The following is a 22,780-nucleotide window of genomic DNA, read 5'->3' on the forward strand; positions in this document are numbered from 1 at the left end:
CATTTTACTTAGAACTCCTAAGAAGTCACAAGATTTGCAGAGTGTTACGTAGTTTCGTAGTATACAAGTAATGGAGGTGAAAAAATGCTAAGGTCTGTTGAAGCCACAATCGAAGTTGATGGAAAAGTACACATTAGGGAAAGCATTCACCTGTCACATGCTTGCAGAGCAATAGTGACGATCATTGATGAGCCTAATATTCCAGAAACCGCCATTCTCAGCGAGGTTGCACTCGGAGAAGACTGGAACCGGCCGGAGGAGGAAGAGGCATGGTCGCACTTGCAGCAGGTTCGATAGTTCTTGTTACTTTCCCATTTTCGGATTTATCCAAAAACAAGTTACGGCCAGCTGTTGTTCTGGCATCAGCAGAACGTGGAGATTGGATACTGTGCCAGATTACGAGTAATCCCTACTCTGATTCTCATGCAGTTCAGTTAAGCGAGATCGATTTTCAGTCTGGATCATTGTAACGCGTTAGTTATGCTCGCCCAGGGAAATTGTTTACTGCAAACACAACTCTGATTAGCATGCAAGTCGGCAAGCTAAAAAAAGTTGCTTTTCAGAATGTGCTCAAGTCTGTAATGAATATTCTTAAGAGCTAAAACATGCCAATGTGATTGTTTTCAATAATTCAATATCATGCGTAATCAGCCCGTTCGAAGATATATGATTTTTTCTTATCCGGTAAAGGATGTTAACTGAAACTGGATTCCACGAATTCGCAGAATTCCTCCATGCCTTCGCCAGTTCTGGCGGAAATTGTGAAAACCTCAACGTCGGGACTAAGGCTTCTGCACTCCTCAATTGCGCGGTTTACGTCGAAATCAAGGTAGGAGATGAGATCCGTCTTGTTAATCAGAAATACGTTGACACTGCTGAAAAGGCTGGGGTACTTGAGTATCTTATCGTCGCCTTCGGGAACGGATAAAAGACCGATTCGCATATCTTCACCAAGGTCGTAACCGCTTGGGCAGATAAGGTTGCCTACATTTTCAATTGCCAGTAATTCAAGTTCTGAATGCTCAAGATCCATATGTCCCAATGCGTGATTAACAGCCTGAGCGTCAAGATGGCAGGCGCCGCCCGTTTCTATCTGCCATGCCTGGCATCCGGCCCTCTCAATTCTTTCAGCGTCTCTTCTTGTTTGCACATCACCTTCTATTACAGCCATTCTGGAACCGAAAAAACGCGCCATGGATTCCAGTACTGTAGTTTTACCCGCTCCTGGAGAACTTATAAGATTCAATGTATAGATACCTTTGTCGCTGAGGAGTTTCCGGTTTGCAGCAGCGAAGCGGTCGTTCTTATTCATTACAGGTGTTCCTATGTTCACTATTTTTTCGGATGCGTCATCGCACATACTAATTATCTCCTTCATCAATTTCTACGCTGTCCACGGTGAATTCCCTTCCTGAGAGGATATTCCTGCTGATCGACCCGCATTTCGGACAGCCCTCATAAAAATCCTTTGCCTGGTATTCTGTACTGCATTCAAGACAGACGAGCTTCGCTTCGGTAAGGTTTATCACCAGTTCCGGTTCTCCGAATCCCTCCATTTTCGCGATCTCAGTGAAGCAGAACTTCAAAGATTCGGGGGAGATTCCCGAAAGGGGTCCGACTGTAATATTAACACGGTCCAGGGGTACTTTTCTACCCAGAGTGTTGCCGATTATTCTGGTCATGTCGTAGGCAAGAGAAATTTCATGCATCGATAATCCACCGTTCATAAAATATGGAACCTGTGTGGTAAAAAAGCATTCAGAGTGGTAGAATATAACCTGTATTTCGTATGTCAATAACAGGCAATTTTATCCCGGAAGATACAGATGCAGCGTTTACGGCTTGAAATTAAAGGAGCGGTTCAGGGAGTGGGTTTCAGGCCCTTTGTATACCGTCTTGCCCATCGATTTAACCTTCAGGGCTGGGTGTCCAACACCTCAAAGGGTGTAGAGGTAGAGGTTGAGGGAAATACTGAGGTTCTCAAGAGGTTTGCTGAAGCGATACTGAAAGAAAAACCGCCCGTATCCATCGTGCAGGATATACGCAGTGAGTATCTTGAAATAGTCGGATATACCAACTTCGAAATACGAAGTAGCAGCGGGGGAAGGAGGGAAGCTTTCGTACTTCCGGATCTTGCAATCTGCAGTGAGTGCACCCTTGAGATACTTGACCCGGATAATAGACGTTACAGATATCCTTTCACAAACTGTACGAACTGCGGCCCCAGGTATTCGATCATCAATTCAATTCCGTACGACAGACCTTCAACCACGATGTCCGGATTCAGGATGTGCGGTGAATGCATGGAGGAGTATGAGAACCCGCTTGACCGAAGATTTCATGCTCAGCCCAATGCCTGCCCTGAATGCGGCCCCCATCTGGAATTGTGGGATTCCTCTGGAGCTGTTATAGCGGAGCGGGACGATGCCCTCAGAAGAACCGCGGAGGAGATACTTGAAGGCAGAATACTGGCGGTAAAGGGGCTTGGCGGCTTTCATCTTATGGCACTTGCCCGATCCGATAAAACTGTTCAAACACTCCGTTCCCGCAAGGGAAGGAAGATGAAGCCCCTGGCCATGATGTTTCCATCATTCCCGATGATTTCAGAAGTCTGCCATGTATCAACGGTTGAAAGAGATATCCTTGAATCATCCAGCTCGCCGATAGTTCTTCTAAGAAAGCTCGATAATGGGAGTGGAGCAGTACATATCTCGGAACTGGTTTCACCTTCCAATCCTGAATACGGAATAATGCTGCCGTATACTCCTCTTCATATTCTTCTAATGATGGAGATAGGAGAACCTGTAATAGCCACAAGCGGAAATCTGAGCGATGAACCGATCTGCATCGATGAAAAAGAGGCTATTGAGAGGCTATCAGGCGTTGCGGATATTTTTCTTGTTCATAACCGACCGATAGCCCGGCATGTCGATGATTCTATTGTCAGAATTTTCAACAACAGGGAAATGGTACTGCGGAGGGCGAGAGGTTACGCACCATTGCCTTTGAGAATGGAATACGATGAATCTGCATCAGTTATTGCCACAGGAGGGCATCTGAAGAATACACTGGCCCTGTCAATCGGAAGGAACGTATTTACCAGTCAGCACATAGGGGATCTGGAATCACCGCAGGCCATAAGGGCTTTCGGTGAAGTCTGGAACAGTATAGAAGATCTGTACGATGCTCATCCCGATACTATCGCCTACGATATGCACCCGGACTATATCTCATCTGTACGGGCAAGAGAATCACAACTCAGGGGTATTCCGGTTCAGCATCATATTGCCCATGTGTTCTCGTGCATGCTGGACAGGGGAATCGTACCCCCTCTGCTTGGTGTTTCCTGGGATGGAACCGGATACGGCCCGGATGGAACAGTATGGGGTGGCGAGTTCTTCCACATCACGGACGGTACTGTGAAAAGGATAGCTCACCTGAAACGGTTTCCGCTGCCTGGCGGAGATAAAGCCGCACGGGAACCAAGAAGATCAGCACTGGGGCTTCTTTCAAGGCTATACAATGATCCGGTGAAGTACCTTCCGGCTGGTACATTTTCCACAAAAGAGACCGATGTAATAAGGCAGATGCTGGCGTCGGAGGTGAATTCTCCCCTTACTTCAAGTGCTGGAAGGCTGTTCGATGCAGTTGCCTCGATCCTCGATCTTTATCAGACTATTGAGTTCGAGGGGCAGGCGGCGATGGCTCTTGAGCACGCGATAGGGGGTGTCAAGACTGAGGAATTTTATTCTGTTGACATGATTCAGGCTACTGGAGAACCTATCGTACTCGACTGGGCTCCCCTTATCAAAGGTGTTATCATGGATGTTGCGGAAGGGATGAGCAACGGTATCATTTCGGCTAAATTTCATAATGCCCTTGCTGCCGGAATCGTTGCGGTAGCGCATAGGGTTGGAGAGAAGAAGGTCGTCTTCAGTGGAGGCTGCTTTCAGAACGTTTACCTTCTGCGGAGAGTTTTGAATTTACTCGAAAATCTAGGTTATGAACCGGTTATTCACAGAAGCCTTCCCGCTAACGATGGAGGTATCGCGCCTGGTCAAGTAGTGGCAGCTATATTTATGAAATCAAAGGAATGATGGGGGTATACTGATGTGCCTGGGAGTTCCCGGAAAGATCGAGAAGATATCGGGAAGTGATGATCCTGTTTTCGTAACCGGCATGGTGAATTTCGGAGGTGTACTGAGAGAAGTCTGCCTTGCCGGTGTCCGGAATGCAAAGGTTGGTGATTGGGTGATTGTCCATGCTGGCTTTGCTCTTAACAAGCTCAAAGAGGAGGAGGCTTTTGAAGTTTTCGATTACCTGAGGCAGATATCCGAATTCGGACGGGAAGAACTTGACGATGGGAAAGACACATTCGATCAAACAGAAAAGATTGAGACACGTTGAAGTACGTATCTGAATACCGCGACAGGGACACCGCTCTTAAGTACGCTGATCTTATAAAACAGCTTGTAACCCAAAAATGGAGCATAATGGAAGTCTGCGGCGGGCAGACTCATTCCATTGTCAAGTACGGTATAGATCAGCTTCTTCCGGATACTGTAACTCTTATCCACGGTCCAGGGTGCCCCGTGTGTGTAACTCCAGTAGAGCTGATTGATCAAGCTGTTTTGATCGCCAGCCTTGAAAACGTTATCTTCTGTTCGTTCGGTGATATGCTGCGGGTTCCGGGCAGCTCTGGTGATCTTCTTGGAGCTAAAGCATCAGGTGGAGATGTCCGAATGGTGTATTCTCCGATTGACGCGGTACAGATAGCTGCCGGTAATCCGGAAAGAGAAGTTGTTTTCTTCGCTGTGGGTTTCGAGACCACCGCTCCCGTAACTGCCGCCGCAGTGCTTCAGGCTGAACGTCTCGGACTCGGTAACTTCTCGATGCTTGTGTCTCATGTTCTGGTTCCTCCAGCGATTGAAACCATTCTTTCCAGCCCTGACTGCGTTGTCCAGGGCTTTCTTGCGGCCGGGCATGTATGTGCCGTAATGGGCTATACCGAATACGAACCTGTTGCTGAGAAGTATAGTGTTCCAATTGTCGTTACAGGTTTTGAACCCCTTGATATTCTTGAAGGCATTTACATGTGTCTGCAACAGCTTGAACAGGGCAGAACGGAAGTCGAGAATCAGTACCTCAGGGCTGTTTCCCGAGAAGGCAATCCGGCTGCTATTGAACTGATGCGAAGAGTTTTCGAAATAGCAGACCGGAAATGGAGGGGAATAGGGGGAATCCAGGACAGCGGCCTCAGCCTCAGAGACAGCTTTTCGAAGTTCGATGCCGGCAGGAAGTTCAAAGTCAGCAGCTATGAAGTCGAGGAACCGGAAATCTGTATTTCTGGAGAAGTTCTTAGAGGAAATAAGAAGCCACATGAATGTTCTGCGTTTGGAACGGAATGTACACCGGAGCATCCTCTTGGAGCACCGATGGTTTCCTCAGAGGGAGCCTGTGCTGCATATTACCGCTACAGATGTGTAAGGAAACCCGATGAATAACCGCGATATTTCACAAATGACATGCCCTATTCCACTTGCCGATTACCCTGAGGTGACCATGGCGCATGGCGGTGGAGGAAGGTTGATGAACGATCTTATCGACAGGGTCATACTGAAGGCTTTCTCGAATCCCATTCTTGAAGCCAGACACGATGGAGCAGTTCTTGCGACAGAGGCGGGAAAATTGGCCTTCGCCACGGATTCACATGTTATTACGCCTTTATTCTTTCCCGGAGGTGATATAGGCGCTCTTGCCGTATACGGAACCGTTAACGACCTTGCCATGTGCGGAGCCCGTCCCAGGTGGCTCAGTGCGAGTTTCATCATCGAAGAAGGGTTTTCCATGGAAACCCTCTGGAGGGTTGTTGTCTCGATGGCTGAAGCGTCGAAAAAGACTGGCATTTCAATAGTCACCGGTGATACGAAAGTCGTGGACAATGGCAAGGGCGACGGTATTTACATCAATACCTCTGGAATCGGTATCATCCGTCCAGGTATCGAGATCGCTCCTTCAAGGATAAGGAAAGGCGATGCGGTGGTTCTCAGCGGTGATATAGGCAGGCACGGTATAGCTGTTCTGGCCGTTCGAGAAGGGATACATCTGGAAAGTGGAATCCGAAGCGATCTGGCTCCACTTGATTCCATGGTTGAAGACCTGCTGGACGCGGATCTGGATGTACACTGCATGAGGGATCTTACGAGAGGAGGCCTGGCAAGCGGACTTAACGAGATAGCTTCCATGACCAACTGTTCAATCAGGTTAGAAGAGAATCTTATTCCGGTTCACGATGAAGTTCAGGGCGCCTGTGAAATACTGGGCTTTGATCCGATTTACGTAGCTAACGAGGGCAAGTTCGTGGTTATCCTCCCTCGGGAAAACGGCAAAAAGGCAGTGGAAATCCTGAGACATCATGAAAGCGGTCATCAGGCTGAGATAATAGGTTACGTCGAAAAATCTACCTACGCTGATGTACTGATGAACAGCAGTATAGGATCAGAGAGAATTGTCGATATGATGAGCGGTGAACAACTGCCCAGAATCTGCTGATAGCTGAGTTAACAGCTGGTGCTCGGAAGAGCTAGTGTACTAGCAGAATGCGATTATTTATGCTGTACAGAGTACTAGTCTATTCAGGGATATACCCCTTCACCGGTACACTTTCCTCAGAAACTCTGAGAGCCGGCCTGATTAATGGTCCATTATCACCTGGGCAGGAGTGAAGAAGGATACCGAATGTACTGCCCTTTCCGGGTTCACTGATAACGTAGGCTTTTCCACCATGCATATTGATAATCCTTTTTACTATCGAAAGCCCGAGGCCTATTCCACCGACTTTCTGGCCAGCGACATTGTTATCTTTGATCCTGACGAATTCCTTGAAGAGTTTTTTCTGATCCTTCTCGGAAATACCTATGCCATCATCCTCAACTTCCACAGATACCACGCAGTCGCCCATGGTTATACTTCGAACGATTATATTTCCGTTTTCAGGGGTATATTTAATGGCATTGGTTACAAGATTCGAGATGACTTCGCGGATGAGCCGCTCAACGCCTCCGGCGGTCGAGAGGTTTTCTTCAAGATCACATGTCAGCTTTTGGTTCTTGTTGTGTGCTATATCCTGATTTACATTGACGACATCACTGATAAGATCGTTAAGGTTTATTTCCGTGGCCTGCTTCCTTATCTGGGAAGGATCCTCCAGCTGTGCGAAAAGCTGAAAATCATGCAGGAAGGATGTTGCTTCATCGAGTCTGGAATGCATTCTGTTTATCAGGTACTCCTGCTCATCTGTAAGAGAACTGTCGAGGAGTGTCTGAAGGCTGTGCAGCAGCATAGTTGTAGCGGAAACCGGGGATTTCATGTCATGTATGGCAATATGCAGGAAAGCCTTTCTGAGTTTAGCGAATTCTCTGAGTGAGGAATTGGTTTTACGAACTCTATCCTCCCGCTCCCGCAATGCCCTGTGCGTCTTCAGCAGTTCGTTACTAAGCTCTCCGATGACGAAGGCAACTATAAGAAAGGATAGAACACGAATACTATCAGCCCACAATGGGCTTGCGGAATTGGAAAAGATGCTGAAACCAAGCACATCCATCCCAAGTATTATAGCAACGTATATAGCCTTCCTGCCCCACCAGAAACCTGCGAATATGATGGGTATGTAAGCAAAATGTGAGTACCCGATTCCCTCGTGGCGATCAAGATGGAAATACATGCTGAGAAGAATGAAAGCAAGAACGAGAACACAAATGATAACGAATTTATTGGTGGGACTTGGAATACTCTCACTGATCATTCCCGGATTTAATGATCTGTTTTTATTATCAGTCATATCCTGTCCATTCTCAAATATCGGTTGATCTTACAACAAGATAAAATAGTTTGAAACAGGGGCAATTGTCCAGCTAAAGGATTCGCCACAAAGCAACCGAGTCCTCGCCGCAGATGACGTTTTTGTCGCTTCCGAATCCTGTAAGGAATTCCAGTGAATCCCCGGCTTCCGATATCAGGCTTGAATACTGGTCTGGGAAGGCAAGGAGGTATTCCGCTCTGACCGATATCCATTGCCAGCCCTGTCTGCCGGAACCGGGCAATCTTTCCGCCGTAACCAGGCCGTCGAGGTCAAGTATTTCCATACCGGTTATCCACTTTACCGCTCCAATATCCGCCGCTGCAACCGTTTGTTCAGTCGATGCTATGCTGGAAAGGTATCGGGCAGGACTGACATCTATTGAATGGACATCAAATGAAGCATCCGCTCTTCTTCCAGCGAAGATGATAAGACCCGGCAGCATGGAAGCAGCAAGAATATAGGCGTTCAGTCTCCGGCGTCTCAACCCCCTGAGCCAGTATCCTGTAGCAAGAATTATGGCAGTAAGAGAAGGAACGTGGTATCTCATCTGGAAGAAACTGTTAGGCTGAAGATAAATTGATATAGCGAAAAGAAGCAGCGGAATAAGTGCCATCGACACACTGCGACGTTTTTCCTTTTTGCATTTAAGCAGTCCGGTAATTGAAGCAGCTGCCGTAAAAAGCAGAAGGGGTGAAGTAATCAAAAGGCCTTTCAGTAGACCGGGCAGTCCGGAAAATGCTGAGGTGAACCATGATACGGGTTGTTTCGCGTAGAATGTTGAAGGTAGAAGAAGTCCCGTTGAATGAATATTCCAAAGCATCCAGATAAGACCAGCTATCAGTGAAGGTGCCGCAAGGCGCACGATATTACCCGGAGTCATGTTTTTCATGGAAACAACTAAGGGTATTCCAAGAACTGCCAGTTCGGGCCTGACAAGGAAGGCTCCAGCAAGAACAAAAGAAGCTGCTGTGATTCCAGATCCGTTTACTATACATCTCCATACAGCGATTACAGCAAGGCATGAAAGAGCTGTCTCCATCCCGCTGGACGCATGGAAAAAGAAAGGCCCTGCTGTAAGCAGGAGCACAGCCGTAATGGGAGGCAATAGAAGAAGAGCCGCAGCTGCAGCAAGTAAGGAGAACCCCATAAGTACGATTGGAGCTCCTGTGGTTCCTGCAATAGAGGCCAGTGCAGAGGGAAGAAGCCATAGGGGGCTTGTGAACCCCGATGATGGTTCAGAATCGTTGAAGCTGAGGGGATCTGAAGAAAAGAGGCTTTGTCCGTAGACCAGGTGTATATAGGTATCATCCATTGGGGGAATGTTGATATTGCATTCAAACAGTAGAAACAGGAGAATTACTGCCGCCATCAGTAAAAGCGGAGCGGCGAGCAAAGCGGATTTCTTTTTCTTCATGGGCTTTTTCATACCGATTCTATCACCCGAATCGGGCTTTCCGTCAAGTGCGGAAAGTAGCTCCGTGCTGTGGACACAGCCCCTTCGTCATGTTAAGATTATGTTGTCTATTTATACAGGTAACTGAATTACCCGGGAGACTGATTACTTGAGAATAATCGGGGTTGGCATAGACATCGTTGACATTGATGTTTTCAGAAACCGTCTGGATGCTGGAATGGTAAACGAACTGTTCCTTCCCGGAGAAATTGAATACTGCTCATCCAGAGCTCGCCCATGGGAAAGCTATGCGGCTAGATTCGCAGCCAAGGAAGCTTCCTTCAAAGCACTTGGCGTTGGCCTTTCCCACGGATTGCGCTGGAAAGATGTCGAGATAATTAAAGAAGAAACCGGTGCTGTATCCGTTCAGTTAAGCGGTAAGGCACTGGAACATGCAAGGAATAAGCACGTAAAACAGGTTCATCTTTCCATCAGCCATTCAGGTGAGAACGCCATAGCCGTTGTTACAATGGAAAGCTGACGGAGAACCAGAGGATTGGAGGAGACCACTTGAGCAATATCGGATCCTATGAAAAGAGGAAAGAGAGTTTTAACTGGGATATCTCAAAGGATGTCCTTGACTGGAAGGATGGAGAACTCCTGAATATTGGAGCTATCTGTTCCGACAGAATCTGCAGCAGAGGTGACGGAGATAAAACAGCACTCATATGGGAAGGCTTCGGGGATAAGAAAGCGAAGTACACTTTCGATGACTTGAGGGTCTTTTCAAACGCATTCGCGAAGTTCCTGAAGGATGAGGGGATTGAACCAGGAGACAGGGTTTGCATATTCATGGACAAGATCCCGAGTCTCTATTTCTCCTTCCTGGGTATTCTTAAACTGGGGGCAATAGCGCAGCCGCTTTTCTCGGCATTCGGCGATGAATCTCTTGAAGTAAGACTTGCCAGCGCAGAAACAAAGGCAATTCTCACAACCCGCAAGCATGTGAAGAAAGTTCGGAAAATAAAGGACAGACTCCCAGCTCTGAAGAAGATAATAGTCGTAGAGGGCAATCCCGACAAATTAAAGGAAGACGAAATTTTCTTCGATGTGGAGAACAGCCCCAGGGTAGAGGAATTCGATGTTTACAAGTCCGGGCCTGAAACGCCTTCCGTTCTTCATTATACTTCCGGAACGACCGGTCAGCCGAAAGGCGCACTTCATGTTCACAATTCAGTATGGGGACAGGCGCTTACAACCAGCTGGGTGCTTGACCTTCAGGATGATGATATCTACTGGTGCACAGCGGATCCCGGATGGGTTACAGGAACCAGCTACGGCATCATAGGACCCTGGGCTCTTGGTGCCACGCAGTGTGTTCTGGACTCAGGATTTACATCTTCAAGATGGTATAAATTTATACAGGACAATAAAATATCCGTATGGTACTCTGCCCCCACCGCCATAAGGGCACTTATGAAAGATGGTGATGAGATTGTAGGGACCTTCGATCATTCATCACTCCGTCACCTTGCTTCAGTTGGTGAGCCTCTGAACGCTGAGGCGGTCATATGGAGCGGGGAAGTATTCGACGGTTTGAAATTCCATGATACCTTCTGGCAGACGGAAACCGGCTCGATGATGATAACTAACTATCCTGGAATGGAGATACGGCCGGGCTCAATGGGTATGCCTTTTCCGGGTATAGAGGCCGCTGTACTGGACCTTGCCACCCATGTTCCCATCGATGAACCTGGAAAGGTGGGACTGATAGCTTTCCGTCCCGGATGGCCGTCAATGTTCAGACAGTACTGGAAGAAGCCGGATATATACAGAAGCAAGTTCGTAGGGGCTTCCGAGGACGACATGCCTGATGAACTCAGAACAAATCCCGACCTCTGGTACGTTTCAGGCGACAGGGCCAGTATCGACAAGGATGGATACTACTGGTTCGTGGGTAGAGACGATGATGTGATAAATACCGGAGGCCATCTTGTTGGCCCCTTCGAGATAGAGTCAGCCCTTGTTGAGCATGAAGCCATAGCCGAGGCTGCCGCGGTGGGCAAACCGGACGAAGTTAATATGGAAGTTGTAAAGGCGTTCGTTACGCTGAAACCAGGTTACGAGCCCTCGAATGACCTTGAACTGAACATTATGAATTTTATCAGAAAAAGGCTTTCTCCTCTGGCAATGCCACAGGAGATCGAGTACATGGACAAGCTTCCTAAAACGCGTTCAGGCAAGATTGTCAGAAGATATCTTAAAGCAATTGAATGGGGAGAAGATGTTGGCGATATGTCAACACTTTCCGATGAATAATTCTACGAAAGGAGCTGGAATGGATAAGATGAAGGAAGCAGTACTTGAGTACATAGTAGATGAGTACCTTGATGAAGATGAAGATGATGAGGTTTCCTTTGATTCTCCGCTGATCTCATCAGGAATCGTAGACAGTTTTTCAATGGTTTCCCTTAAAAGATTCCTTGAGAATAAATACAGTATCAAACTTCCCGATGAAGAAGCTTCACCGGAGGCTTTCGATACGGTGAACTCAATTTGTATACTGGTTAATAAACATCTGGGATAATCGGGGGTAGAACAGTATGGCGTTTTCAGACAGTACTAGAGGCCTGTTTACAGATGAAATAGAGAAAATCAAGGAAGATGGTCTCTTCAAAGAAAAAAGGTTCATCTGCTCAGAGCAGGACGCGGAAATTGAAGTTGAGTATCCCGAGGGCGCAGCCCACAAGAAAGTTCTCAATTTCTGCGCGAATAATTACCTGGGCCTTTCAAGTCACCCCGATGTAATCAAGGCGGCCCACGAAGGCCTCGATGCCCGTGGTTACGGCATGAGTTCCGTAAGGTTCATATGCGGCACGCAGGACATACACAGAGAACTCCAGGACAAGGTATCAGCCTTCCTGGGGATGGAGGATACCCTTCTGTTTCCCTCATGCATGGATGCGAATTCGGGTGTTTTTGAGGCGATACTTGGCCAGGAAGACGTGATCATAGCCGACAGGCTCATCCATGCATCACTTGTTGACGGTATACGTCTATGTTCGGCCGAGTACGATACATTCAAACATATGGATATGAAGCATCTTGAAAAGAAGCTTAAGCTGCATCAGGATAAAAGAACCAGACTGGTTGTGACCGACGGTGTGTTTTCGATGGATGGCGATCTCGCTCCACTTGATGAAATGGTCGCGCTTTGCAACCGTTACGATGCTATGCTTCTGGTCGATGACTCCCATGCATCGGGTTTCATAGGAAAGACCGGCAGGGGAACACACGAGTATTACGACGTGATCGATAGTATTGATATTATCACAACTACATTCGGAAAGGGACTTGGAGGAGCTTCCGGAGGTTGCGTATCCGGTCGGAGCGAGCTAATTGAACTCTGCCGCCAGAAGGCAAGACCGTACCTGTTCAGTAATTCCCTCGCGCCCCCTATCGTTAACGGATCGATCAAAGTAATTGATCTCATATCGAGTAACACTGAACGCCGTGACAAGCTTGAATGGAATACGAAGTACTTCCGTGAGAAGATGGAAGAGGCTGGCCTGAACATGCGTCCCGGCGTTACTCCAATAGTTCCCGTGATGCTGTACAACGCAAAGCTGGCTAACGATATGGCCAGGGATATGTACGCAGAAGGTATTTATGTGATAGGATTCTGTTTCCCTGTAGTCCCCGCGGGAAAAGCGAGGATTCGCGTCCAGCTTTCAGCCGCCCATGAAAAGGAACACCTCGATAAGTGTGTTGAGGCTTTCAAGAAGGTTGGGGAGAAGTACGGAATACTCGGTCTTGGCAAGAAAGAGATAATCGAGAAATACGGCAATTAGGGAATAACCTGGCATGTCGATGGTTTCCCGAAGAAAAGGAGAATGAATGAAAGATACTCTTGCCAATCCGGCCCCCCTGGGGCTAATGGGTTTCGGGATGACAACCGTCCTTCTGAATATGCACAACGCCGGATTTTTTGGTAACGATATCATGATACTTGCCATGGGTATTTTCTACGGCGGCCTGGCGCAGGTAATTGCAGGGATAATGGAATTCAGGAAGGGTAACACATTCGGCACGACCGCGTTCACAAGCTTCGGACTATTCTGGCTGTCTCTGGTTTTCATTCTACTAGGGGCCAGATATAAGTGGTTCGACTTCGATGCGGTATTTCTGGGATGGTACCTTTTCATGTGGGGGCTTTTCACGTTTTTCATGTGGATTGCCACCTGGAAAACGAATCGTTCACTGCAGTTCGTTTTCCTCAGTTTAACCGTTCTCTTCTGGCTTCTTGCAATGGGTCACTGGTTCGAAATGCCGCTATGGTTCAATGTCATGACCGGAATAGAGGGTATAGTATGCGGACTGTCCGCCATATATCTTGCGGCAGCCGGTGTTATTAATGAAGCCAGGGGCAGAACTGTTCTTCCCATCTGCCCCAGAGACTGAAAAAAGGTCGCATGGTGCGCAGGGGGCGTTTACGCGCCCCCTGCTTTGTACATTGATGATGTTAACGCGGATCAATGCTGACTATGTATTTAAGGAAGGAATTCTCGTCACTCATCTCGATATCGGTGGAGGAGCTTAGCCGGGCTGGATAGAATGAACTCCTGTTTCATCGGGATGATGTCGAAGGTAATAATCGATGCATGCGTAGACAAGAAGGTTAATGATCAGTCCCCATATCGCTGTAAGCTGGGACTGGTAGAACAGGAATACCTGCGTCACGAATATATTCACCAGGATTGCTCGTTTGAACCAGTGGACAGCCTTGTTTCTGGAGGATTTCAGCACCAGAAGCCCGGTAAGCACCAGCACACTGCTGGAGAAAACTCCGACAAGCGATAATCCGGATACGTTTCTTGTTGGAATCCACCCGGGGTTTATCCAGCCCAGTATAGCAGCGAACTGGCAAAGGCTTGTGAATACGAAAAGGATCATTACACCGGGGATTATTCTGGGAATGGCCAGGATGCGCATCAGAAAAGCTTCAGACCGTTTTTTCACATAATCGTAGCTTCTCAGCCAGCGGGATTCGTAATTGCTTTCCAGTTCATTTCTGATAGTTTCGTTCACCGTGATCTCCCGCTGTGAAAGAGGGTGAAGTTCCACCAGTCTATTGAAGATAAGATACATAGCAACGAAAATCACATAGATTATTGCTATGGTCGGTTTGAAGAAGTAATCGTTATCGCTGGTTACAAACTTGCCCAGTTCATCGATGAACAGTCCAAAACCAATCCCGCTGATGAAAGCAGCAAGACGCCGTATCGAAGGATTCCAGAAGTGGAAAAGCAACACCAGGGAAACCAGCATGAGAAGGCCTCCCCATAGCATATGGGCGATATGGAGTGAACCGAATGCGATTTGTGGATAACCGGTTAAGGCAAGGAAGGCTCGGTTAATAAGAATGGTGGCAACCGCGATTACCAGGAGAAGCTCAAACATGTCGCCTGAGTCGGCATCTCTTACAAGACCGTTATTTCCTGACTTCATGATAACTTGCGGCTTTCCGAATGAGTGTTCTATATCAGAAAATGAATCTGATCCCTATTCCGCCGTTCATATCGAATTCAGTCTCCGGGATTATATCCAGTATAACCGCTGCTTCTATAAACAGATCCAATGGTGCTCCGCCAAGCAGCCAGGAGATACCCAGCGGCACTCTGGCTCCAAGCCTTGTATCGTTAGCTAGAATAATTCTTCCGCCAATGCCGTAATAAACCGGTAGCAGCCCGCTGGGATCATCGATAAGGCTGTAATTGTGCCAAAGAAAATCAGCGTGCAGATGAAGGTCTTCATCTTTGTCTTTCAGCGACCAGGATACAGCTCCGTCAAAGGCGGCATTCCGGTCAAACCACATTTTTACGCTGATGCCTGTAGGCTCTCCAACTATTACGCCAAGTTCAAAATGCCCCGGTCCAGTGGAAGAAAACAGAAGTGAGGTGAGTAGTATAACAATCACAATAGACTCCATTCCGCAGTTCTCGGTGACAATTTACAAACCAGGTACGCAGGTACCAATCGTAAAGATTATAGCTTTGTATCGTAAGCAGGCAAGAGCAGAGGATTGGGATGTTTTCATAAAATTCGCTGCAGCATGTATATATAATAGTAAAACATCCTTTATTAATTGTGCTTGTTTACCTTTTACGGGGTTGAAAAAGGCCGTTTCGAAGACTGTTTCACTGAGAAAATTACAGAATATGTTCATTGTTATGCTGTACGGAAGTCCGCAGGCATGATATTCAAGCATGGAAAGCACTGGACAATTGTCTATCGACAATTATGAATATATACTGTTAGTATATGAATGGTTGCTGAAGGCGCACTCTCATCACGGTTATTCAAATAGAAAGAGAACTTGAAACAGCGAAATTCCGGTTACTGGATCCGTTGAAATTAGAAGGCAAGGAAGTGATGAAAGCGCTGCTGGTTGTAAGTACGGAGAGTATGAAGCGTATTCGAATAAGCTGATACGGAAAGGAACGTATTTCTTTTATGACCATTAACGGTACACTTAGCGATATAGGTTTGGTTTCACTGCTCCAGTTTCCGAATTCCAGCGGGAAGACAGGTATGCTTACAGTGATATCCATTGATGGCAAGGCTGACTTCTACTATCGGAAGGGCGAGCTTGTACATGCCAGGTATGGTAAGAAGACCGGTAAGTATGTTCTTGTGGATACAGTCGATTGGAATGAAGGACGGTTTACTTTCGAGACTGGAATGGAACCGGAAGAAACAACCATCCATGATGATCTTCACAATATTCTGATCTGGGCTCTTAGAGAGAGAGACGACAAAAAGAGGAATCAGGATGAGGAGGATATCGGTTCTGCAGAATTCGATACTGAACTATCAAAAAAACTCGATGGTCTTCTGAAATCAGCTATAGATATCCAGTACATTGGCATATTCTCTAATGCCGGGCAGCTCCTGGCCAGATCGAATTTCGAGAGGAGTTGTCTTCAGGAAATTGAGCCATTCATGGAATCTGTGACCAGCTTTATTAGTAGCTATCCAGGAAAGGTTACAGGAAAAGCATTGATAGAAGCGTCTGATATCTCAATTGCGATAGAAGGAATTGATGAAACAGAAACCGTAGTTATATCTACCGGACCCGAAATCAAATTTGACAAATTGTCTATGGTTCTCTTTGAAATAGTATGTGAACTAAGAGGAGTGTAACGAAGATAGAGGATACGGAAGAAAGAATCTTACAAAATTGTGTTTGAACAACTTGAGAATACCTTACACGAAAGGACCGTTAAATGGATTATGATGATAGCATTTTTACGCCTGTGGAATTTCTTGAAGAAAAGAGCTTTGTTGATGCCTGCAGTACTCACAGTACTGAAGAGCAGGAAATAATAATCGATCAGGGTTCATTCAGTAACGATCTGTATATCATAAGAAGTGGTCGATTCGTGGTGAGCGATTCAATGGGTGAAGAATTTGTACTCGCAGCTCTGTCTGCAGGTGATGTCTTCGGTGAAATGGCATTCTTCAGAAGCGGAATTAGATCGGCCAGCGTAACCTGTGTTGCTCCCGGTGAGATTCTCTCCATAAGCAGGGAAACTTTCAAGAAACTGCACGAGACGAATCCTGATCTGGCAATACGGGTTACATGCACTCTTGCGGGAATGCTCTCGGACAGGCTTAAGCATGCTGATGCAACCCTCAGCCTTTTATCAGACGACAGCGAACTAAGACAGAGGTATGAAATCCGGAGGCTGATAAGGGAGCTGAAAAGCACGATACACAAGCTGGGCAACGAAGATTCAGAAGAGAGTTAGTATCAGCGTATTTTCTGAACCGCTGAACCGGATAGGGTTAGGTACACTGTACTGGACATCTGGAAAAACCTCGATTAGTAAGTAATCATTATGAACAGAGATGTTACCGGCAGTTTCAGCAGTATGGGGATTGACGCCCTGACAGGTCTTAACAACAGATCTTATCTCGATACCATTAATGAGACGTATATCCGCAGGGAGGTTGAGTGGTCGCTTCTCATGCTTGATGTTGATCACTTCAAGCTTATAAACGATATCTATGGACATTTGACCGGGGACAAGGTTTTAAGGCAGACAGCACTCACCGTACAGGTCAATCTGAAGGAATCAGACACAGCAGTAAGATTCGGCGGTGATGAATTCATTGTAGTTCTTCCCGACACAGGGGAAGAGGGGGCATTGGATTTGGCCCAGCGTCTGATCTTCGAAATAAAGCGTATTTCATTTAAATCAGGTATTCATGTCAGTGTTTCCATAGGAGTAAGCCATAGCAGAACTACCGACGTCTCCATTACGGATATCGTATCACGTGCCGATAAAGCTCTTTACAAGGCCAAGGAAACTGGCAGGGGCAGGTTCTTTTTCTTCACTGAGGATTTGACCGAAAACGATATTCCGGAAATCAACTTTTCACATCTTGTGGGGCGGAGACCGGAGATTCAGAAACTCAGGCAGCTGCTCGAGGAATCCGTGACCGATTCCAGCAGATTTGCAATTGTTTCCGGAGAGGCCGGTGTAGGTAAAACAAGACTGGTGGATGAACTGCTGAATTACTGTGATTTCATGAAATCAGTTGTCGTGAAGAACTCGGTAATGGAGCATACACAATATCAGTCATTTTCCCTTCTGATAGATCCACTCAGGGAAGTGCTGTCCGGTCTTAGCGACAGCGAGTTAACTACTGTACGTATGGCTGTTGAACCCGTTCACCCGGCTACGCTCGACCTTTTTCCCGAGCTTCAGGCCTCCGTCATGGACGATACTATTTACTTCCGCGAAGAAAGGCTCAGATTCAGGATATTCAGGGATATTTCAGTTCTTTTTGCGGTCCTGTCCACGATTCATCCAATTACACTGATTCTGGATAATCTGCAATGGATCGCAGAGCCTGATCTGGCAATACTTTCCTTTGTAGCGAGGAATACCCCGGAGGCTAATATTCTCTATCTATGCATTATGCGAAGGGATGAAACCTCTGAGGATATATTTAAGAAACTCTCGTCAATAAAATCTTCCCTGCCACTTCTGAGCCTTGAGATTAGTAAAATGACCACTGAAGAAACACGGAACATGATACTCTTCGCGCTGAAGGATCCAAACATACCACAAGATGTACAGGAATTCCTGATAGCTCAATCCGGAGGAAACCCGCTGTTTCTTCGCGAACTGCTGACATCATGCGTGGATTCGGGGTACATTTCCTGCAGCAAATCAGGAGAAAAAAACTATAACCTGCCCGACGATGTTGAAGTGCCTGACAGTATTGGACAGATCATTACGATGAAACTCTCAAACATAAGCACTGAAGCCGGTGAATTGCTAAAAATCGTATCCCTTACGCCTGATCAGTTCAACCTTTCACTTCTTGAGGGCATGACAGGCCGCGACAGGGTGGAACTTGCCCGAAGACTGGATGAGTGCATAAAAGCCGGGATTATTGAAGAGATCAGCGATGGAAGGAATAACATAAGTTTCAGATTCACAAACGGTGCTGTACGATATTACTTATCCTCAGACCTCCCAGGATCACTGAAAGGAACCTACCACCAGAGAATGGCAGCCTATTTTGAAGGATTTTACGAGAAGGGTAGAAAGGAACTTCTTACTGCCGTTGCGTATCACTATTCCAGAAGCCAGGACAATAGTCATGCTGCCAGGTACGCTCTACTCGCGGCAAATCAGGCCTTAAACACTGGAGCAAACGGAGATGCTATACATTGGTACGCGATCTATCTGGACAGGACTCCTGTTGATTCGGAACATGCCAGCATTTTCTCCGTCCAGATTAATCTGGGATCTTTGTATTCGATTACCGGTGAGGTTGAAAAGGCGGACAATTATCTGAAGAAGGCTCTGGAACTGTCTTCAAGCCCCAAAGAGCTTGCGGCTGTTCATTTAAGGCTTGGAAGGAATAATCTTAACAGAAGCCTCTATCCGGAGACTCTTGAGAACTACGATAATGCAGTAAAGATGTGCATGGAAGACGATTCAGCAGATCCAATAGTTTTCAGAACACTGATTGAGACACTTTTAGAAACATCTTTTGTGCACAGGCTTCAGGGGAACTACGATAAAGCCTTTTCGTGTCTTGACAGGACTGAAAATATTATGGGTGAGAACGATGCTGAAATACCTGAGGATATCTTCGCCCTGTACTGCACAAGGAAAGCCGACGTTATCTCGGAACTGGGTTCAGAGGATGAGGCTCTGGAACTTTATGAAAACGCAATGAAGATATTCGAAGAAATCGATGACATGCCGGGTCAGGCAACAGTACTGAATAATATGCACGAGATCTATTCCCACCAGGGAAATTACAGCAGGAGTCTCAGTACACTGGAAGAGGTTATCCGGATGAATATGAAACTGGATGACAAGATGGGCCTGGCAATAGGGTACTACAATATCGCTGGATACTATATGGAAATAAATATGCTTGACCTTGCAATGGAATACTACGATAAATACATGGAAATCAACGATATAATTAAAAATGAACTTGGAAATGGGTATGGAAAATTCGGTCTTGGCAACCTTTACTGGCTGGAGAGTCAACTGGAAAAATCCAGGTTTTGTCTGGAGGAGGCTTCTGAGATATTCGAAAAGCTGCGGTGCAATCAGATGGGGACCAAATGTGATCTTTTAATAACCAACATCTTCGTGCGGATGGATGAATTCGAAAAGGCGCAGGAGATACTGGATTCAATCGATATCGAAACGAGCAATCCTTCAACTGAGATGGAAACACTGTATCTGAGGGGACTTCTGCGGATCTCCCGCGGGGATTCGGATAGAGAATCTCTGGATACTGCAGTTACACATTTCAGAACGGTTATTGATTCTTCGGATGAACACTCCGAAGTTGATATTGCGACATACTATTCAGCACTTGCAACTGCCCTTCGAAAACTTGACAGGAACGAAGATATGTTTTTGGCTCTAAGAGAAGGTTCTGAGAAATTGGCGAAAGAACTCCAGCGTGTTAGGCCCTACTCTATAAGGAACAGCATGATGACAAGACGGGAAATAGCTGAGTTCATCGATACTTGCCGGAACAGTGGTCTTCCATTCCCCCCCGACGGGTTCATTTTCAGTACAGACCGATGAAACATCCTCAGAGATTCTGTGATTCAGAAGGCAAGCCCTGTTCAATCAGGAAGGTTTTTGAATGACTTTCGACTTCGGCCTGGTAAACGACTGGTCAGGTTAAAGTTTGACCCTTGAGAAACTGAACCGGCAGCTGAGACAGTGCAAAGAGTGCAAATTATCCCTTACGCGAAGCAACGTTATCTGTGGGGAAGGCAGTCCGCAAGCACATCTGATGCTTGTTGCACAGGCTCCAGGAGAGCATGAGGATATTAAAAACAGGATGTTTATCGGTCCATCCGGTCATATCCTCAATCGTTTTCTTGCGAAGGGTGGAATCAAAAAAAAAGATATTTACATGACCAATCTTGTTAAATGCAACCTTCCGGGTAATAGGAAACCGAAGAAGGTTGAAATAGACCTTTGCTGCAGATACCTTGAAAAAGAAATTGAACTGGTGAATCCGTCGGTAATCGCGACCATGGGTTATTATGCTGCAAGATACATTTTCGGGAAGTACGGTATTGATTTTCCCGAATCAAAAGTGGATGTTCCGGAAATCTTCGGAAAACTCTTCCACGCAGGCTCCGTGAACCTGTATCCAATGGGCCATACCGCTGTGATACTCTATCATCCCGCCTTAGAAACCGGTATGGAAAAGCACTACCGCAAGCTGTATGTTCTATCAAGAAGATGTAAGTGGTTCGATGTCTGTCCCATGAAATATTTCAGTGATAATGGAATGATAGAGAAGAAGTGGACAGCATACTACTGCAAAGGAGACTGGGAAAGCTGTGTAAGGTACTGGAAAGAGGAAAATGGCGAGTATCATCCGGACGAGATGTTACCCGACGGATCGATTATGAAAAAATAGGGACGGAGGCTTTTTAAACTAAAATGGTGAATAAAATACACAAATATCTTTCATTAGATACGTATTATTAGCTAATCATGAATAAAATGCCTCCGTCCCTATTTAATTACAGTCTGCGGACTCAATTCAACGAAGTATGCATTGTATGGAATGAGACCGGCAGCAGAACAACAGTAAGAAGGATCTTTCTCAGCGGTGAAAACAAATCAGCCTCAGCGTTTGCTTCAGCTAATTTTCCTGGAGTATTGCCTTCTGCAAATCATGCCATAAAGCGGCTTGCCGATGAAATAATAATCATGCTGTCAGGACATGTACCGGATTTCAATGAAGATATCCTCGACTTCAGAGTATGCTCCGGCTTTCAGCGAAAAGTGCTAATGGAGGAGAGGAAGATTCCAGGAGGAGTAGTACTCAGCTACAGCCAGCTTGCACTGAAGCTGGGCATACCGAGCAGCGCGAGAGCAGCAGGTAACGCGCTGGCCACAAATCCGTTCCCCCTGGTGATTCCGTGCCATAGAACGATAAGGGCAGACGGCAGAGTCGGAAACTATCAGGGTGGCTCGACCATGAAACGCGCACTGCTTGAAATGGAGGGAATATCCTTCAGCGCATCAGGTAAGGTGCTCGAAGAAAGATCTAAATCTCCAGGATGATTATGCAATTGTCAGCAGCTGTTTCTGAAGAGCTTCGGAATAAGGTAAAGGAACCCTCTTTCTTCCGGGATGTAATGAACCTTATTAAAGAGAATAACATTTCACTTTCATCAATGGGTGACGATCATGCTGTAAGGGAACGTTTTTCTGTCCTCTTCGAAGAACAGAAGCGGAGGCTTGATAACTGGGTGAAAACCAAAGGCGTTGATGCTGCCAGTGAAAAACTCCTTGCTTACCTTGAATCGAAATCCTTCTGGTTCTGGCTTCAAAAGCAACTGGATTCAGCGATCGGAAAACTCAGAGAAATGACCGAGCAGAAAATTCATTCTGAGGAGTTCAGGAAAACCGTAAATGATCTTATGCTGCAGTTCGCCGCCAAAATCATTTTGAATGCGAAGAAGAATGCCTGGGTACAGGTAACAGAGATCTTAGTAGATATAACCGGAATTGGAGAAGTAAAATGACCAGGAGGAATATCTCCGAGGAAGAAGCAAGGGGAGCTCTTGAGAAGGGTGCCAGGAACGTTAGTGATGAAGACGTTACAAAGGTGGTGAAGAAGGCTGAGGAAATAGAAGGCAAATTCAGAACGAAGGGACCGCTTAAGAGATTCATAGACGATGTGAAGCTGATGATCTCCCTCGTGAAGGATTACGCTAACGGTAACTACAGGTCAATCCCCTACTGGACAATTGCCGCGGTAGTAGCTGCGCTAATCTATGTGATTAATCCCGTTGACCTTATTCCAGATTTTATCCCTGTAATCGGGTTTGTGGATGATGCAGCCGTTGTAAGTGTTTGTCTTCTTCTGGTAGAGCAGGATCTTGTGAAGTACAGGGAATGGAAAGCAAAGCAGTAGCTCGCCTTCTAACACTTGACATAATA

23 protein-coding genes are annotated in these 22,780 nt (G+C 46.4%); 17 read left to right on the forward strand and 6 right to left on the reverse strand.

The genetic code is table 11. The features are described from left to right. Positions 1–84: 84 nt before the first annotated feature. On the forward strand, positions 85–297 hold the full coding sequence (locus K8S15_14680; protein MCD4777278.1) for a hypothetical protein: 213 nt from the start codon (positions 85–87) through the stop codon (positions 295–297). A gap of 397 nt (positions 298–694) precedes the next feature. Here the strand turns inward: K8S15_14680 and hypB are convergent, their stop codons facing one another. Both hypB and K8S15_14690 read right to left on the reverse strand, forming a co-directional pair. Beyond that, the gene (hypB, locus tag K8S15_14685; GenBank protein ID MCD4777279.1) at positions 695–1,360 is read right to left on the reverse strand and encodes a hydrogenase nickel incorporation protein HypB; all 666 of its coding nucleotides are present in this window, start codon (positions 1,358–1,360) and stop codon (positions 695–697) included. Between the two features lies 1 nt (position 1,361). After that, on the reverse strand, positions 1,362–1,709 hold the full coding sequence (locus K8S15_14690) for a hydrogenase maturation nickel metallochaperone HypA (protein ID MCD4777280.1): 348 nt from the start codon (positions 1,707–1,709) through the stop codon (positions 1,362–1,364). Between the two features lie 96 nt (positions 1,710–1,805). On the opposite strand from K8S15_14690, the gene hypF reads away from it, so the two are divergent. Genes hypF through hypE form a run of 4 tightly spaced genes read left to right on the forward strand, consistent with a single transcriptional unit; the run spans position 1,806 to position 6,552 of the window. Beyond that, the gene (gene hypF, locus K8S15_14695) at positions 1,806–4,097 is read left to right on the forward strand and encodes a carbamoyltransferase HypF (GenBank protein MCD4777281.1); all 2,292 of its coding nucleotides are present in this window, start codon (positions 1,806–1,808) and stop codon (positions 4,095–4,097) included. Between the two features lie 13 nt (positions 4,098–4,110). Continuing rightward, positions 4,111–4,407: a HypC/HybG/HupF family hydrogenase formation chaperone gene (locus K8S15_14700; GenBank protein MCD4777282.1), complete on the forward strand. Its 297-nt coding sequence runs from the start codon at positions 4,111–4,113 to the stop codon at positions 4,405–4,407. After that, positions 4,404–5,504: a hydrogenase formation protein HypD gene (gene hypD / locus K8S15_14705; protein MCD4777283.1), complete on the forward strand. Its 1,101-nt coding sequence runs from the start codon at positions 4,404–4,406 to the stop codon at positions 5,502–5,504. Before K8S15_14700 ends, hypD begins: the two co-directional genes overlap by 4 nt. Next, positions 5,497–6,552: a hydrogenase expression/formation protein HypE gene (gene hypE, locus K8S15_14710; protein ID MCD4777284.1), complete on the forward strand. Its 1,056-nt coding sequence runs from the start codon at positions 5,497–5,499 to the stop codon at positions 6,550–6,552. Before hypD ends, hypE begins: the two co-directional genes overlap by 8 nt. Positions 6,553–6,631: 79 nt before the next feature. Here hypE and K8S15_14715 read toward each other — a convergent pair whose 3' ends face one another. Together K8S15_14715 and K8S15_14720 are read right to left on the reverse strand one after the other, a co-directional pair. Next, entirely contained in the window at positions 6,632–7,840 is a 1,209-nt protein-coding gene (locus tag K8S15_14715; protein MCD4777285.1) for a HAMP domain-containing histidine kinase, read from the reverse strand. Between the two features lie 73 nt (positions 7,841–7,913). Next, on the reverse strand, positions 7,914–9,287 hold the full coding sequence (locus tag K8S15_14720; protein ID MCD4777286.1) for a hypothetical protein: 1,374 nt from the start codon (positions 9,285–9,287) through the stop codon (positions 7,914–7,916). Between the two features lie 136 nt (positions 9,288–9,423). Between K8S15_14720 and acpS the strand changes: the two genes are divergently transcribed. Genes acpS through K8S15_14745 form a run of 5 tightly spaced genes read left to right on the forward strand, consistent with a single transcriptional unit; the run spans position 9,424 to position 13,715 of the window. Further along, a complete protein-coding gene (gene acpS, locus K8S15_14725) occupies positions 9,424–9,795 on the forward strand; it encodes a holo-ACP synthase (protein MCD4777287.1) in 372 nt (123 codons plus the stop codon). Then, positions 9,792–11,573, forward strand: a complete 1,782-nt coding sequence (gene acsA / locus K8S15_14730; protein MCD4777288.1) for an acetate--CoA ligase — start codon at positions 9,792–9,794, stop codon at positions 11,571–11,573. The genes acpS and acsA overlap by 4 nt, the downstream gene beginning before the upstream one ends. Positions 11,574–11,592: 19 nt before the next feature. Next, positions 11,593–11,841 carry an acyl carrier protein gene (locus tag K8S15_14735; protein ID MCD4777289.1) on the forward strand — a complete coding sequence of 83 codons (249 nt, stop codon included), beginning with the start codon at positions 11,593–11,595 and terminating at the stop codon, positions 11,839–11,841. Positions 11,842–11,857: 16 nt separating this feature from the next. Continuing rightward, positions 11,858–13,105 carry a glycine C-acetyltransferase gene (gene kbl / locus K8S15_14740; protein ID MCD4777290.1) on the forward strand — a complete coding sequence of 416 codons (1,248 nt, stop codon included), beginning with the start codon at positions 11,858–11,860 and terminating at the stop codon, positions 13,103–13,105. A gap of 46 nt (positions 13,106–13,151) precedes the next feature. Continuing rightward, positions 13,152–13,715, forward strand: coding sequence for an acetate uptake transporter (locus K8S15_14745; protein ID MCD4777291.1), 564 nt, complete (start codon positions 13,152–13,154; stop codon positions 13,713–13,715). 135 nt (positions 13,716–13,850) lie between these two features. On the opposite strand, the gene K8S15_14750 is transcribed toward K8S15_14745, so the two are convergent. Beyond that, positions 13,851–14,762, reverse strand: coding sequence for a hypothetical protein (locus K8S15_14750; GenBank protein MCD4777292.1), 912 nt, complete (start codon positions 14,760–14,762; stop codon positions 13,851–13,853). A 34-nt stretch (positions 14,763–14,796) separates the two neighbouring features. Then, positions 14,797–15,204 carry a hypothetical protein gene (locus K8S15_14755; protein MCD4777293.1) on the reverse strand — a complete coding sequence of 136 codons (408 nt, stop codon included), beginning with the start codon at positions 15,202–15,204 and terminating at the stop codon, positions 14,797–14,799. A gap of 563 nt (positions 15,205–15,767) precedes the next feature. Between K8S15_14755 and K8S15_14760 the strand changes: the two genes are divergently transcribed. The 7 genes from K8S15_14760 (at position 15,768) to K8S15_14790 (ending at position 22,754) form a co-directional block, all read left to right on the forward strand. Continuing rightward, positions 15,768–16,457 (forward strand): DUF4388 domain-containing protein, encoded by a 690-nt coding sequence (locus K8S15_14760; GenBank protein ID MCD4777294.1) that lies wholly within the window; start codon positions 15,768–15,770, stop codon positions 16,455–16,457. 83 nt (positions 16,458–16,540) lie between these two features. Next, entirely contained in the window at positions 16,541–17,065 is a 525-nt protein-coding gene (locus tag K8S15_14765) for a cyclic nucleotide-binding domain-containing protein (GenBank protein ID MCD4777295.1), read from the forward strand. Between the two features lie 90 nt (positions 17,066–17,155). Then, on the forward strand, positions 17,156–20,392 hold the full coding sequence (locus K8S15_14770) for a diguanylate cyclase (GenBank protein MCD4777296.1): 3,237 nt from the start codon (positions 17,156–17,158) through the stop codon (positions 20,390–20,392). Positions 20,393–20,498: 106 nt separating this feature from the next. Beyond that, the gene (locus K8S15_14775) at positions 20,499–21,245 is read left to right on the forward strand and encodes a uracil-DNA glycosylase (protein MCD4777297.1); all 747 of its coding nucleotides are present in this window, start codon (positions 20,499–20,501) and stop codon (positions 21,243–21,245) included. Between the two features lie 86 nt (positions 21,246–21,331). Continuing rightward, positions 21,332–21,898, forward strand: coding sequence for an MGMT family protein (locus K8S15_14780; protein ID MCD4777298.1), 567 nt, complete (start codon positions 21,332–21,334; stop codon positions 21,896–21,898). Positions 21,899–21,906: 8 nt separating this feature from the next. Then, positions 21,907–22,362, forward strand: coding sequence for a hypothetical protein (locus K8S15_14785; GenBank protein MCD4777299.1), 456 nt, complete (start codon positions 21,907–21,909; stop codon positions 22,360–22,362). Next, complete coding sequence (locus K8S15_14790; GenBank protein MCD4777300.1) at positions 22,359–22,754, forward strand: DUF1232 domain-containing protein; 396 nt, start codon at positions 22,359–22,361, stop codon at positions 22,752–22,754. The genes K8S15_14785 and K8S15_14790 overlap by 4 nt, the downstream gene beginning before the upstream one ends. Positions 22,755–22,780: the final 26 nt, after the last annotated feature.

Origin of the sequence: Candidatus Aegiribacteria sp., assembly GCA_021108005.1 — a bacterium.
In the GTDB taxonomy this organism is placed as follows: Bacteria; Fermentibacterota; Fermentibacteria; order Fermentibacterales; family JCC-6; genus Aegiribacteria.

Coding starts and splice junctions, on each gene's coding strand:
- K8S15_14680 (MCD4777278.1), top strand. CDS start 85: ATGCTAAGGTCTGTTGAAGCCACAATCGAAGTTGATGGAAAAGTACAC.
- hypB (MCD4777279.1), bottom strand. CDS start 1,360: ATGTGCGATGACGCATCCGAAAAAATAGTGAACATAGGAACACCTGTA.
- K8S15_14690 (MCD4777280.1), bottom strand. CDS start 1,709: ATGCATGAAATTTCTCTTGCCTACGACATGACCAGAATAATCGGCAAC.
- K8S15_14700 (MCD4777282.1), top strand. CDS start 4,111: ATGTGCCTGGGAGTTCCCGGAAAGATCGAGAAGATATCGGGAAGTGAT.
- hypE (MCD4777284.1), top strand. CDS start 5,497: ATGAATAACCGCGATATTTCACAAATGACATGCCCTATTCCACTTGCC.
- K8S15_14715 (MCD4777285.1), bottom strand. CDS start 7,840: ATGACTGATAATAAAAACAGATCATTAAATCCGGGAATGATCAGTGAG.
- K8S15_14720 (MCD4777286.1), bottom strand. CDS start 9,287: ATGAAAAAGCCCATGAAGAAAAAGAAATCCGCTTTGCTCGCCGCTCCG.
- K8S15_14735 (MCD4777289.1), top strand. CDS start 11,593: ATGGATAAGATGAAGGAAGCAGTACTTGAGTACATAGTAGATGAGTAC.
- kbl (MCD4777290.1), top strand. CDS start 11,858: ATGGCGTTTTCAGACAGTACTAGAGGCCTGTTTACAGATGAAATAGAG.
- K8S15_14745 (MCD4777291.1), top strand. CDS start 13,152: ATGAAAGATACTCTTGCCAATCCGGCCCCCCTGGGGCTAATGGGTTTC.
- K8S15_14750 (MCD4777292.1), bottom strand. CDS start 14,762: ATGAAGTCAGGAAATAACGGTCTTGTAAGAGATGCCGACTCAGGCGAC.
- K8S15_14760 (MCD4777294.1), top strand. CDS start 15,768: ATGACCATTAACGGTACACTTAGCGATATAGGTTTGGTTTCACTGCTC.
- K8S15_14765 (MCD4777295.1), top strand. CDS start 16,541: ATGGATTATGATGATAGCATTTTTACGCCTGTGGAATTTCTTGAAGAA.
- K8S15_14770 (MCD4777296.1), top strand. CDS start 17,156: ATGAACAGAGATGTTACCGGCAGTTTCAGCAGTATGGGGATTGACGCC.
- K8S15_14780 (MCD4777298.1), top strand. CDS start 21,332: ATGCCTCCGTCCCTATTTAATTACAGTCTGCGGACTCAATTCAACGAA.
- K8S15_14790 (MCD4777300.1), top strand. CDS start 22,359: ATGACCAGGAGGAATATCTCCGAGGAAGAAGCAAGGGGAGCTCTTGAG.